The sequence below is a fragment of the Acinetobacter sp. ANC 4779 genome (assembly GCF_004331055.1).
Lineage (GTDB): Bacteria > Pseudomonadota > Gammaproteobacteria > Pseudomonadales > Moraxellaceae > Acinetobacter.
The window spans coordinates 21,712-35,553 of sequence record NZ_SJNU01000003.1 but is presented as its reverse complement, the minus strand read 5'-3'; the positions used below and the strand labels follow the sequence as shown (position 1 = coordinate 35,553).

Genomic DNA, 13,842 nt, shown 5'->3' with positions numbered 1-13,842 from the left:
CTGTTTGTGCAAAAAAGTTATTTTAAATGCAGAAATTAAACAGGTTTTACGGATGACACATGCTTTTGTTATTTTACCGAAACAAAGAAAAAAATGAACTCCAGATATTTGATTCAAAAATAGTAAGATTTCTGCGCGAATGAGCAGAATAATAAAGAGTGAGTTAAAGGGCTTATAACGACCAATCGCGATTAGTCGTTAGAAGCTTTTTTTGCTAAATCTCAGCAAATCTATTACTCAAAGCAAGGTTAAAATTTCTCTGCATGGGCTAAATTCCACATCCGAAAGTAAAAATTTTCATCATCTTTATCTTCACAGCTGAGCAAATCACCTTCTTTTAACCAAAAGTGCAATTGCGCATAATTCTTGATTTCCCGGTCATTGATGCGCTGCGCAAGATGGTGAGCCTTAATATCCGCTGGATGTTTTAGTCCAGCCGCAGCAATCATTTCAGACAAAGCCAGCATGGTATTTTTATGGAAATTTAGTACACGTACGGCTTTGGTAGGAACATGCAGGGCTTTTTGTCGCTCTTTGTCCTGAGTTGTAACACCAACCGGACATTGATTGGTATGACAACTTTGCGCTTGAATACAGCCGACCGCGAACATAAAACCACGTGCTGAATTGACCCAGTCTGCACCAATTGCCATGGTACTGGAAATATCAAAAGCACTGATAATTTTACCACTCGCACCGACTTTAATTTGATTGCGTAAACCTGCACCAACCAATGTATTATGCACAAACAGCAAGCCTTCTCGTAAAGGCGTACCTACGTGGTCAATCAGTTCAATCGGCGCTGCCCCCGTGCCACCTTCAGAACCATCGACCACAATAAAATCAGGAACAATTTTGGTTTCCAGCATGGCTTTAACAATACTCATAAATTGCCAAGGCTGACCAATACACAGCTTGAAGCCAACCGGTTTTCCGCCTGATAATTCACGCAACTGTTGAATGAAATGCATCATTTCAATCGGTGTATTAAAGGCTGAATGTTTAGAAGGAGAGACACAGTCATGCTCACGACTGATACCACGAATTTGGGCAATTTCTTCTGAAATCTTGCTTTTAGGCAAAATACCGCCATGTCCGGGTTTTGCCCCTTGCGATAATTTAATTTCAATCATTTTGACTTGCGGTAGCAGAGCTTGTCGGGTAAATTTTTCCGGATCAAATTTGCCATCTAGCGTACGGCAGCCAAAGTAGCCACTACCCAGTTCCCAGACAATATCGCCACCATTTTCCAGATGATAAGGGCTAATACTGCCTTCACCGGTATCATGAAAAAAATTGCCCATTTTCGCCCCCAGATTTAAAGCTCGGATTGCATTGGCACTCATACTGCCAAAACTCATGGCGGAAATATTCATAATGGAAGCACTATAGGGCTGCTGACATTGATCATTACCGATCTGAATCCGAAAACTATCAGGATGGGCAGGCTTGCAGGGCGTAATGGAATGGGTAATAAAACGATAATCTTGCTGATAGACATCAATAATGGAACCGAAGGGTTTATCGGCATTTTCATTCTTTGAGCGTTGATAAACCAGACTGCGTTGCATGCGTGAAAATGGAAGGGCATCTTGATCGGCTTCAATAAAATACTGCCGAATTTCAGGACGAAAATCTTCAAAAATAAAGCGGAAATGCCCCATGATCGGATAGTTTTTTAGAATTGAATGTTTATTCTGCAGGATATCGTATAAGCCGACTAAACTCAGTACGCCTGATATTACCCATAAGGAATTCAGTAAAGTATCGGAAATAAAATAGTAAATATAATGTGGTGCATAATTAAGTCGAAACCAAGTGATGGTCAGGGCAATAAAAACAAAACTCAACCACACTGAATAACGAGAGAAAAATGTATTTAAAAATTTATGTCTAACGGCTTGAACTGGACCTGGCATTCTAATTGTTTTCCATAAAATTATGAATCACTTAAATGTGCCTAGTTTAGCAGCTATCAACAAGTTCTGATTTGTAAAACTCAAATTATTGCTAATTATAGCGGACAGTATCTCGAGGTAGTCATTACTGATTATTTTATTAAATAAGTATTGGAAGTCAAATCAGATAATTATTATGAGAAATTAACTTAAGTAGGTTTGATTGGATATGAATTGAACCTTATTAAAATGCAGAATAAATACTTAATATAAATTCAGCATAAAATTTCTGATCTTATGATTTCTCAACAATGTAATTATAGATTACATTGGATTTACGTTAGCTACCGAGGTAATGCATATGACAATGAAATCAATTCGATATAATAGCGGAGATTTGGCGTGCTAAAGCGCAATATTTTTTCTCCATTTATAAAATCAGCCCTTATCAAGCTTTGTAGTGGGGTGAAAAAAGAAAGCTTGATGTTCTTGAAACCCAGAGTAAGACAATAAAAATAGATCTAAATATAAATATTCTCCAGTCCCAATCCTTGGGACTTTTTTTATTTCAGTTATTTTATTTAATCAGTAATTTGATGTACCGCATTCGACACTTCAATCGGCTCAATATGCTGAATTTTATTACCAAAACTTCTTAACCACCATGCCAGTTGTGAGGTGAAAGGCACGGTTGCAGTCACCTGGGCTAAACCATCGTCCAGTTTATGTATGGTCTGGTCTTTACTGAGTTGGCTTTCATCAAAATAATGCGCATCTTCTTCGGACATAATGAGTTTCAAAGCAATATTTTCAGTCGACTTACTATAATCCACTCTAAAACCTAATGCGCCAGAATCGATATAGGCATCAATATCAAAGTTAACCGGATGCATTGCACGTGAATTTAAAACAAGGGCTGATTTAAAACGGTGCAGGGCAAAGGTCTGAATATCAGTTTTATCATGCCGGGTACAGATTAAATATATAATTGCCCCTTTTTGAACCAAAGCTAATGGATTTAAAATATAGCTCTTTTCTTCACTTAAGTGACTACGTCCCTGATAAACACATTCCAATTGTTTATCTTGCAGCAATCCTTCGTAAATGGCTTGTTGCGCCATTTTATCAACTATAGGCGGAATTAAGGGTTGAGTGGCCGGAACAATACGCACCCGATTAATCCATTGACGTACATTGTTTTGGGTCGATAGGCTGCGACGAGCCAGATCAAACCATGGATTCATTTCCTCAATCAAGCTTGGAGGCAATAGGTGTTTTAAGTGTTCTTCGACCATCATAAAGGTCACCGCTTGAGAACTGGTCATATGCGGCAAGCTTTGAATAGGGGCATCTGAGCGCCAACGCCAGCCCTGAGGCACCGTTTTACTGCTTTCGATGGGGAAACGCAGCGAGATCTGATTCAAGTCACGTTGAATGGTGCGCAAGCTGATATCAATACCTTCACGTTGTAAAATTTCTTGTAACTCTCGGGTACCCATCCACTTCCCGGTAGAAAGACGAGATAAAATTTGCCATTGTCGGTATAGGCTGTTTGAGGTTTCTTTTTCTTGTGAGGACATAACTTAAATTAAAAATCGAGTTGCTTGTTTATATCTCCATTGCATGCTGAACACAATAAAAAAACTTGAATATTTTTCGCAAGCCCTTCTATTAAGCTCATCTATATTTTGAAACAGGGTTGAAAGAAACTGCCATTGAATCGCATTCGCTTTGCTGAATAAATATACAAAGCGATAAAAGGTTTTTTGTTGGCATATTTGTTGCTTTATTTAATTTAAAATATATAACAATTAAGAGGGTTGTATGCTTAAAGAAAAGGATTGGCCAGATTTAACTTTAACGGCTGAAAGTTTTACTCTTACGGTAGGAACAAATATTCATTCTTCTATAGGAGAATATAAAAACCATTCAAATACAGGTGGTATATTTCAGCAGTTCAAATCTCATTTTTTTAATGAAATGACGGATGATCAAACTATGTCAGGGGAAACCTGCAGCAAAATAGAACACTGGTTATCACAGCACAGTATTGATGAATTAAAGTCACTAAACCAGGTAGCAAAAGATCATTTTTTGTATGAAGGCATCACTTTTACCGTCTATGGTGAATCGGAAGGGATTGAACGAACTATTCCTTATGATCTGATTCCGCGGGTGATTGAAAAAAAACAATGGAATAAAGTCTCTCTGGGTTGTTCGCAAAGGGTTCGCGCGCTGAATTTATTTTTACACGATATTTACCACCAACAAGATATTTTAAAAGCCAATATTGTGCCTGAACTGCAAGTGCTGACACATGATGCCTACCAGCCGCATATGTATGCACATGACTTAAAAGGTAAAATATATAGCCAAATTAGCGGAGTTGATATTATCCGCGACCATCATGGCGAATTTTATGTACTGGAAGATAATTTAAGAACACCGTCAGGGGTGTCTTATATGCTGGAAAGTCGAAAAATCAGTCAAAAACTCATGCCGGATTTATGTCAGCAAAACAACATTCTAGGCATTGAACAATATCCGCAATTACTTAAAGAAGTCTTGGCTGAAAATGCCAATGTCGATAAGCCTTTTATTGTGGTGTTAACGCCTGGACGCTATAACAGCGCATATTATGAGCATTCTTTTCTGGCAAGGGAAATGGATGTGTCTTTGGTGACATCACGTGATCTTTTTGTAGAAAACGATAAGGTTTATGTGAAAACTATCCGTGGAAGACAGCAGGTTGATGTAATTTATCGTCGAGTGGATGATGCATATCTAGATCCATTATGTTTTATGCCGGATAGTACTTTAGGGGTGGCCGGCCTAATGTCAGCCTATTTGCGTCACAATGTGGTGATTGCAAATGCACCCGGTACTGGGGTGGCAGATGATAAATCCATCTATCCATATGTGGATAAAATGATTCATTTTTACTTGGGTGAACAAACAATCTTAAAAAATGTACCGACTTATCAATGTCGCGAAGCTCAAGACCTAGATTATGTTTTATCTAACTTAGAGCAATTGGTGGTGAAAGAAGCCCAAGGTTCGGGGGGGTATGGCATGTTGATTGGTCCCCAATCCTCAAAAAGTCAAATTGATTCATTTAGAGACAAAATTATTGCTGCACCGAATCTATATATTGCACAGCCGACTTTAGATTTATCGGTTTGTCCAACCCTGACCGACTTTGGAGTGGCTGAGCGTCATATCGATTTGCGTCCTTTTGTACTCAGTTCGCCTTATCGGACAGAGATTGTTCCCGGCGGTTTGACACGAGTGGCCATGCAGGCAGGATCTTTAGTAGTGAATTCTTCACAAGGTGGTGGAGTTAAAGACACATGGGTGGTCGATAATCTTCATTCTTAAACATCTAACCATGGGAAAGAAGTCATGATTTTATTAAATAGCAATGCTCAACATATTTTTTGGTTAGGTCGATACTTAACGCGTATTCAATATTTGTGTAGTCAATTTCCATTTCATAATAACCAAGACGCATTGCAATATGCGCATGCATTTTGCTTACCCGCTTTTGATGCAAGCTCGCTGAATACTTTATTGCTTGATGCAGAACAACCTTCATCTTTTAACAAGCAATTCCAACATGCCAAAGATAATGTACAGGATTTACGCGGCGTATTTTCTGCAAAAGCGTATGCAGAACTCAATCAGCTCATTAAGAATGCCACTGAAAATACGGCCTATATTTGTGATGTTGCTGGAGAATGTCAGGATATCTTAGAAGCAGAATCTGAGTTTATCTTTCTGTTTTTTAGTTTAGGACAAAATATAGAGCAGTTAGATCGCCAGCTACGTCTGAAACAAGATCGAACGATGACACTAGAAAATATTGATAAAACTGTGGATCTATTGAATCAGATGGGCTGGGATCGACTGGATAGTGCATGGCAGCAACTTAAGTTAAAACCGGACAGTATGAATTTTTATCAGTTTAGTGACCACATTCAAAATCTATTTGAGGTGGATGTATGAAGCTGATGATTAATCACCAAACCCATTACCAATATACTGATCAGGCGCGCAACAGTATTCAATATATTAAGATGACGCCAACCACGAATATGCATCAACAAGTCCATTCTTGGAATGTGAGTGTGCCGGGTGAGAAGCAAATAAAATCTGATGCTTTTAATAATGTCTGGATCACCAGTTCGCAGCGCCAGCCTTACCGTCAAATGACTATTATGGCGCAAGGTATTGTAGAGATGAATCCGAATACCCAATTTGGGATTGATATTGCTGTCAATCCAAAATTATTTTTACAGCCTACGCCAAGTACCCTCTGTAATGCAGAAATGAAAAGTTTTGCAGAATGCTATGTTCCTCGAGTGAATCGAGCCAACTTAATGCTTTTGTCTGAAGCAATACTCAATCATATTCCGTATGTGCCTGATCGAACCTCTGTACAAACCTCTGCGATTGATGCCTTCCAATGTCGACAGGGCGTGTGTCAGGATCATAGCCATGTTTTTATTGCGATGTGCAAACATTTAGGCATACCTGCACGCTATGTGTCCGGTTACTTATTTGTACCGAATACATCTCATCTTGCAAGTCATGCTTGGGCAGAAGTATTTTTTGAAAATACGTGGTATTGTTTTGATACCAGCAACCAGTTATTTGTGCCTAATTCTCATATCTATGTGGCAATCGGTCGAGATTATTGGGATGTTGCACCAGTAAGAGGCATAAGAGAGCGCGGTGGTACTGAGTCGATGAACTCTATAGTTCAAGTGCTCGCTTGCTGAAATTTTAAAAGTCATAAGGAGCTCTCATGACTTATTGTTGCGCGCTACGTTTAAAAGATGGTTTGGTCTTTGTTAGTGATACGCGCACTAATGCAGGTGTAGATCATATTTCGGTATTTCGTAAACTCTATACCTTCGGTGTAGAGGGCGAACGATTTATCACCATTCAAACATCTGGAAATTTAGCCACAACCCAAGCGGTTATTGGTCATCTGAATAATCACTTGGAACTCGGTCAAGAACCCAACTTATATAGTGTCAATACTATGTTTGAAATGGCTGAACTGGTGGGTCAAATATTAAGAAAAGTCATTGCAGATGTTACGCAAGAGACGCATGCTCACGAACAGAGTAATTATTATTGTAGTCTTTTGCTAGGTGGCCAAATTAAAGGTTCAGAAATGCAACTTTATAATATTTATCCGCAAGGTAATTTTATTTGCGCAACGGAAGATACGCCTTATTTTCAAATTGGGGAAAGTAAATACGGCAAACCGATACTAGATCGGGCATTAAGTTATGAAATGCCCTTAGATGAGGCGGTACGCTGTAGTTTGATCTCATTCGATTCTACTTTGCGTTCCAATGTTTCAGTGGGAATGCCTTTAGACACAATCGTTTATCATAAAAATTCATTACACGTTCCTAATGGCAAACGTATTTATGAAGAAGATCCATATTTTAGGCAACTGAGTAAACAGTGGTCAGACACTTTACGCCGTGGCTTACAGAAACTGCCTATTCCTACAGATGATTATCTAGATTAAACATCGTTAAAAAAACCCAAGCGCAAACTTGGGTTTTTTATATATTATAGAAATTTACTTTCTTATTGGACGGGCACTGAGGCGGCACAAGAGTTCATAACCAATCGTACCATTGGCTTCAGCCACAGCATCAACTAAGCGGTTTTTACCCCAAAGTTCAACTTCAGTACCAATTTCTGCATCTAAACCAGTGATATCAATAGCGATCATATCCATGGCAACACGACCAATGACGCGTGTTTGTTGCCCATTAATTGCCACATAGTTTTGCTTAGGAAAAGCGCGCGGATAACCATCACCATAACCAATTGAAACAATGGCCAAATCCATTTCTTTTTCTGCAGTAAAAGTTGAGCCATAACCCACAGATTCACCGGCTTGAATATGGTTTAAAGCAATGATTTCAGCAGTAAAGGTCATTACCGGCTTCAAGTCTAGATCATGTGCTGATCTATCTGCAAATGGAGATGCACCATACAGCATGATCCCGGGACGTACAAAATCAAAATTCAGTTCAGGCCATTTATAAATGGCTGCCGAATTACAGCAAGAGCCCATGATTGGTGCACAAGCTTCTTTGACTTGAAGGAACTGATTTTTTTGCTGTTCATTTAAGGGATGATTTTCTGCATCCGCATTGGCAAAGTGCATCGCTAAAACACAAGTAAAACCTTCGGCTTTAAGTGAGTTAATGACTTCAATAATCTCTGCTAATTTAAAACCCAGACGGTTCATACCGCTATTGAGTTTGACCCAAACTTTTAAATTTTTACCGATATAAGCATTTTTATAAGTGCGTAACCAATCAAGTTGTTGCTGATGATGTACGACACATTCAATGTTATTTTCAACCACAATCCGCATTTCATCTTCAGAGAAAATACCTTCAATAAGCGTAATCGGTTGTTGATAGCCGAGTTCGCGAATTTCAAGTGCTTCTTCAAGGCAGGCGACACCAAAGGCATCCGTTCCACTTAAGGCTGCTAAACAGTCTTTGACTCCATGTCCATAAGCGTCGGCTTTAACCATACTTACAATTTGAGCAGTTGGTGCAAGTTGTTTAACACGGTTTAAATTATATTGCAGCGCTTCTCTGTCAATATAAACTGTTGCTTGGCGCACCCTAGTTACTCCTTGGGATTACAATGAAACATTATAGCAATTTGAATAAAATCACTTATAAGCTACGATCAGAATATTGTGGATATGCTTATGATCTCACTCAAAGTGGAGTGAGAAAGTTAAGCAAAATAGAGTGCCATATTCTATTCCTATGGCTAAAAATAAACACTAACTTAAAGTATATTTCAATTAAATTTAATACAGCATCGTTTGATTCTATTACTAAAATATCAGTGTAGTTGCTGTCTTTCTGATATTTAAGTTATATGCGTTATAGCAAGACACGGTGAACTTAAATTATCTTTCTATTAAAATAATTTAAGTCTCTGGCGTAGAGAAAAATAAGCAGTTAAAAAACGATGTCATTACCTCGTTTTTTTATCACTTATTCTTCATCATTATATTGAGCATAAAACTCTGGCGAAAGGTTGCTGAATCGGGTGTATTGACCTTCAAAAGCCAGACGCACTGTACCAATAGGACCGTTACGCTGTTTACCAATAATAATTTCGGCAGTACCGGCTTCTTTAGTTTCTTTGTTATAAACCTCATCACGGTAAATAAACATAATCAAGTCAGCATCCTGCTCGATCGCACCGGATTCACGAAGATCGGACATCACAGGGCGTTTGTTTGGTCGGTTTTCCAGTGAGCGGTTTAACTGTGAAAGGGCAATCACAGGACACATCATTTCTTTGGCCAAAGCTTTTAAACTTCGTGAAATTTCCGAGATCTCACCAACACGGTTGTCGCCCATACCGGGTACTTTCATCAACTGCAAGTAATCGACCATAATACAGCCAATTTTACCACCATGCATTTTGGCAATACGACGTGCGCGGGCGCGTAATTCTGTGGGTGGTAGGGCGGATGAATCATCAATGTACAGGTTTTTTTCTTGAAGTTGTAAAATCGTACCGGTTACTTTGGACCATTCCTCACCATCTAGTTTGCCTGAACGTAAATGACCTTGATGAACTTTACCGTAAGCCGAAATTAAACGCATCGCAATCGAATCTGCTGGCATCTCCATGGAGAATACAAGAGCAGGTAGATCACAGTTAAACAGCACACTTTCCACCAAGTTCATGGCAAAAGTGGTTTTACCCATCGAGGGACGTGCAGCGACAATAATCAAGTCACCCGATTGCATGCCCGAGGTTTTGTTATCCAGCTCCATAAAGCCTGTCGTTAAACCGGTAATACTACCTTCCATTTGCGACAATTCATTTAACTTGTCAAATACGTCTGCCACCACGGCATTAATGGGTTTTGGCCCTTGCGCTTTGGCATTGTTATTATGTTGTTCGGCAATGGAAAAAATATTAGTTTCAGCCAAGTCCAAAATTTCACTAACACTACGACCTTTGGTGTCATAAGCATTCTGTAAAATTTCTGAGCTCACTTTAATCATGCTGCGCAAAGTTGCAAATTCTTTAATTTTAGTGGCGTAGGTTTCCAGATTATAAAAACTAGAAGGGGAGTCTGCCATCAATTGCATTAAATATTCTTCACCACCGACAGCATCCAGCAAATTCTGTTTGATCAGCCAATCATTGACTAAGACTGCGTCGTAAGGTGAGTTTTCTTGGGTTAATTTTTCAATAGCGCGAAAAATATACTTATGGCGTGTCGCATAAAAATCATTTTCACTGAGTACATCACCCACTTGTTCGAAAGATTCAGCCACGGTCATTAGCGCTGCAAGTACAGCTTGCTCGATTGCCAAGTTATGGGGTGGAGTACGAAACTCTTTTAATTGGCCTGACTCATTCCCTTTATTATCTACTTTAGATGAGTTAAGCATAGCATTGGCATTCGCCTGTGACATATAAAACCCTGATTTTAAATGCGATAAAGAAGTAATTTGAAAATTGAGACGAATAGTGAATTTTCAACGATTTTCGTCTAGACAGATCATACCCGTTCTTAAAAAAAATGCGAATCGAAAATTTCATTGAGTTAAAAACAGTAAAAATAATTTGTGTTTACTAATTTTTAGTAAATCTGGATAAGCTATTTTGCCTATTTTTACAGATAAAAAAAAGAGCATACAAAAGCATGCTCTTTTTCTTGCAGAAAATTACTCAGCTACGATAGTAACGAGAACTTCAGCAGTAACATCATGATGCAATTGGATTGCGATGTTGAATTCACCAGTGTTGCGAAGCGCACCATTTGGTAAACGAACTTCTGCACGGTCAACTTCAAGACCAGCATTAGTTAACGCGTCAGCGATGTCACGAGTACCGATTGAACCGAATAGTTTACCTTCGTCACCAGCTTTAGCAGTGATTACGATGTTAACTTCGTTCAATTGGTCAGCACGTGCTTGAGCAGCTGCTAAAACATCAGCCTCAGCTTTTTCAAGTTCTGCACGACGAGCTTCAAAAGCAGCAGTATTCGACTCAGTCGCTGCTACTGCTTGACCTTGAGGGATAAGGTAGTTGCGGCCGTAACCAGCTTTAACTGAAACTTTATCGCCTAATTTACCAAGGTTTTTAATACGTTGTAATAAGATAATATCCACAGCTCAACCTCACTTATGATTGTCAGTGTAAGGGATCAAAGCCAAGTAACGAGCTTGTTTAATAGCAAGCGCTAATTGACGTTGGTAACGAGCTTTAGTACCTGTAATACGGCTAGGAACAATCTTGCCGTTTTCAGTGATGTACTGTTTTAAAGTATCGATATCTTTGTAGTCGATGTACGCAACTTTCTCAGCTGTAAAGCGGCAGAACTTGCGACGACGGTAAAAACGTGCCATTAATGTTCTCCTTATGCTTCAGCAGAGTCTTGAGATTGTTGTGCTTCTTCACGTTGTGCTTTACGTGCACGTTTTTCTTCAGCACTTTTAGCAAGCAATGATTCTTCAGTGATTGCGTTTTCACGACGAATAATAACATTACGAAGGATTGCATCGTTATAACGGAACAATTCTTCTAATTCATTAAGCGTAGTTTGACCACATTCAACATTCATTAAAATGTAGTGAGCTTTATGAATTTTGTTAATTGGGTAAGCCAATTGACGACGGCCCCAATCTTCTAAACGGTGAATTTGACCTTCAGCTTCTTTGATGTGAGTTAGGTAACGTTCTACCATACCCACAACTTGATCGCTTTGGTCTGGATGTACCAAAAGTACGATTTCGTAGTGACGCATTGTCAGCTCCTTACGGTTTGTGCAGCCCCTAGCTTTTGAAAAGCCAGAAGCAAGGAGTCACAACCAAAGTTGTGTCGCAAAAATTGCGAAGCGTGAATTTTAGTGGTTTTAGGGAGAAATTACAAGGGAATCTTTCTATGATGATTGAATTCGTCTACAAGCTGGACAGCAGAGCGGTTCAAATAAATAAAAATGGAAGCGAATCTTGATTAAGTGTTTTAAAGTAATGAAAATTAATAGATAAAAAAAAGATAGAGTAGAACTCTATCTTTTTTAGAAAAACACGATTTTTGTTGCTGGTGCTTGGGAGGTAAAACTAAAACAGATACTAATAATCGTAATTAAAATGACTGAAAACAGGAAAAAGCGTTTTGCCCATAATTGGTCATTTTCAGCTTTAAAGCCCAGTACACCAATATAAAACCAATAAATGCATAGCCCGTTTAAAATAACGAGATATAACCAGTTTGTATAACCATATACAAATAAGGCATTCATAGTGATGGTAAATAAAACAACATAAATCAGTGATTCAATTTTAGTACGTAAAATAGAACGTGCTACAGGGAGAATCGGAATACCTGCATTTTTGTAGTCATCAAAACGATATACTGCAATTGCCCATGAATGGGGCATTTGCCAAAGTGCAAAACCAATAAAAATAAGCAGTGCAGCTAAGTCAAATTCATTACTAACCGCGGTATATCCAATCACTGGTGGGCTTGCACCAGAAATACTTCCAATAACGGTTTGGTGGATTGTTGTGCGTTTTGTCCAGAGGCTATAAAACACCACATAGACCACAAAACCAATCACCGCAAATAAAAAAGCGTACGCATTTACCCAGAACCATAAAATGCTAAAACCAATTACACCCAGTACTAAGGAATACACCAAAGCCACAGGCACAGAAATAGATTTTTTAACCATCGCACGGTTTTGTGTGCGCTGCATTTTTTGGTCGATGTCTTGGTCAATCACATTATTGACCACACAACCAGAGGCGACAACCAAAGTTGTACCAAGGAGGGTAATAAGCAATAAAAGGAAATCTACAGAACCTTGAGCGGCTAGGAAATAGCCACCCAAGGTGGTAACAAAGTTACCAAAGAGAATTCCTGGTTTTGTCAGGAATAGATACTTTTTCAGCATGACGATCAGTTTAGATCATCATGTTGTAGTGAAGGTAATTCATGATCCATACAGAACCAACCAGTAAGATTGCAACTGTAAGAATTGTATAGATGAATGCAATGACATTCCAGCGTTGTTCTGAAGAAGAGTTCATGTGCAGGAAGTAAATTAACTGTACAAGAATCTGAGCAACAGCTGTGATCGCAATCGTTGCAATAACCACGCCACGTCCAAATCCGCCTGCCATAACCATACCGAAAGGAATGACTGTAAGCAAAACTGAAAGGATAAAGCCAATGGTGTATTGCTTGGTATTGCCGTGCGCTGCACCCGCAGAGTTGTGGTCATGACTCATTATAGAACTCCCATCAAGTAAACTACGCTGAATACACAGATCCAAACGATGTCAAGGAAGTGCCAGAACAAGCTTAGGCAAGCAAGACGACGAGTGTTTGGAAGTGTCAAACCATTTTTCTTGATTTGGTACATCAACACAAGCATCCAGACCAAACCAGAAGTTACGTGAATACCGTGCGTACCCACTAAGGTAAAGAACGCAGATAGGAACGCACTTGTGGTTGGGCCATGACCAGAGTGTACAAGGTGGTTGAACTCATAAAGTTCCATGCCGATGAAGGCAGCACCGAATACCCAGGTAATTGCTAACCAAGTAAGAACTTGGCCCACATTTTTCTTGTATGAAGCAAGTACGGCAAAACCGAAGGTCACAGAAGAGATCAAGAGAGCGAAAGTTTCAGTTAAAACGAAACCTAAAGAATCACCAAAAAGCTCTTTAGCACTTGGAGTGCCAACAGGAATGTGACTGCTTAATACAGCGAACGCGATGAAGAGTGTCCCGAATAGGATCAAGTCACTCATCAAGTAAGTCCAGAAACCAAAGACAGTGATGTCAGTATCATCGTGATGATGATGCTCATCGTGTCCATGGTTGTCGTGATGAAGTACTTCAGCCAT

The 13,842-nt window shown here is 39.2% G+C and carries 14 protein-coding genes; 4 read left to right on the top strand and 10 right to left on the bottom strand.

What is annotated here, in order from left to right:
• Window positions 1-248: 248 nt before the first annotated feature.
• Both E0H80_RS04845 and E0H80_RS04840 read right to left on the bottom strand, forming a co-directional pair.
• Complete coding sequence (locus E0H80_RS04845; protein ID WP_131363673.1) at window positions 249-1,919, bottom strand: FMN-binding glutamate synthase family protein; 1,671 nt, start codon at window positions 1,917-1,919, stop codon at window positions 249-251.
• A 560-nt stretch (window positions 1,920-2,479) separates the two neighbouring features.
• Complete coding sequence (locus tag E0H80_RS04840) at window positions 2,480-3,478, bottom strand: helix-turn-helix transcriptional regulator (RefSeq protein WP_131363670.1); 999 nt, start codon at window positions 3,476-3,478, stop codon at window positions 2,480-2,482.
• Window positions 3,479-3,722: 244 nt separating this feature from the next.
• Between E0H80_RS04840 and E0H80_RS04835 the strand changes: the two genes are divergently transcribed.
• The 4 genes from E0H80_RS04835 to E0H80_RS04820 are packed head-to-tail and all read left to right on the top strand — an operon-like array spanning window position 3,723 to window position 7,446.
• Entirely contained in the window at window positions 3,723-5,276 is a 1,554-nt protein-coding gene (locus E0H80_RS04835) for a circularly permuted type 2 ATP-grasp protein (RefSeq protein ID WP_131363665.1), read from the top strand.
• A gap of 24 nt (window positions 5,277-5,300) precedes the next feature.
• Entirely contained in the window at window positions 5,301-5,903 is a 603-nt protein-coding gene (locus tag E0H80_RS04830; protein ID WP_131363660.1) for an alpha-E domain-containing protein, read from the top strand.
• Entirely contained in the window at window positions 5,900-6,679 is a 780-nt protein-coding gene (locus tag E0H80_RS04825) for a transglutaminase family protein (RefSeq protein WP_131363658.1), read from the top strand. The genes E0H80_RS04830 and E0H80_RS04825 overlap by 4 nt, the downstream gene beginning before the upstream one ends.
• A 26-nt stretch (window positions 6,680-6,705) precedes the next feature.
• Window positions 6,706-7,446, top strand: coding sequence for a proteasome-type protease (locus E0H80_RS04820; protein ID WP_131363656.1), 741 nt, complete (start codon window positions 6,706-6,708; stop codon window positions 7,444-7,446).
• Window positions 7,447-7,500: 54 nt separating this feature from the next.
• On the opposite strand, the gene alr is transcribed toward E0H80_RS04820, so the two are convergent.
• From alr to cyoC, 8 genes are all read right to left on the bottom strand, one after another.
• Window positions 7,501-8,568 (bottom strand): alanine racemase, encoded by a 1,068-nt coding sequence (gene alr / locus E0H80_RS04815; protein ID WP_131363655.1) that lies wholly within the window; start codon window positions 8,566-8,568, stop codon window positions 7,501-7,503.
• Between the two features lie 385 nt (window positions 8,569-8,953).
• Complete coding sequence (gene dnaB, locus E0H80_RS04810) at window positions 8,954-10,399, bottom strand: replicative DNA helicase (protein WP_131363653.1); 1,446 nt, start codon at window positions 10,397-10,399, stop codon at window positions 8,954-8,956.
• A 252-nt stretch (window positions 10,400-10,651) separates the two neighbouring features.
• On the bottom strand, window positions 10,652-11,098 hold the full coding sequence (rplI, locus tag E0H80_RS04805; RefSeq protein ID WP_131363651.1) for a 50S ribosomal protein L9: 447 nt from the start codon (window positions 11,096-11,098) through the stop codon (window positions 10,652-10,654).
• Between the two features lie 9 nt (window positions 11,099-11,107).
• Window positions 11,108-11,335: a 30S ribosomal protein S18 gene (gene rpsR, locus E0H80_RS04800; RefSeq protein ID WP_004676982.1), complete on the bottom strand. Its 228-nt coding sequence runs from the start codon at window positions 11,333-11,335 to the stop codon at window positions 11,108-11,110.
• 11 nt (window positions 11,336-11,346) lie between these two features.
• Window positions 11,347-11,733, bottom strand: coding sequence for a 30S ribosomal protein S6 (gene rpsF / locus E0H80_RS04795; protein WP_053578020.1), 387 nt, complete (start codon window positions 11,731-11,733; stop codon window positions 11,347-11,349).
• A gap of 273 nt (window positions 11,734-12,006) precedes the next feature.
• The gene (gene cyoE, locus E0H80_RS04790) at window positions 12,007-12,885 is read right to left on the bottom strand and encodes a heme o synthase (protein ID WP_067866912.1); all 879 of its coding nucleotides are present in this window, start codon (window positions 12,883-12,885) and stop codon (window positions 12,007-12,009) included.
• A 10-nt stretch (window positions 12,886-12,895) separates the two neighbouring features.
• Window positions 12,896-13,225, bottom strand: a complete 330-nt coding sequence (locus E0H80_RS04785) for a cytochrome o ubiquinol oxidase subunit IV (RefSeq protein WP_171255384.1) — start codon at window positions 13,223-13,225, stop codon at window positions 12,896-12,898.
• Window positions 13,222-13,842, bottom strand: a complete 621-nt coding sequence (gene cyoC, locus E0H80_RS04780; protein ID WP_067866916.1) for a cytochrome o ubiquinol oxidase subunit III — start codon at window positions 13,840-13,842, stop codon at window positions 13,222-13,224. The genes E0H80_RS04785 and cyoC overlap by 4 nt, the downstream gene beginning before the upstream one ends.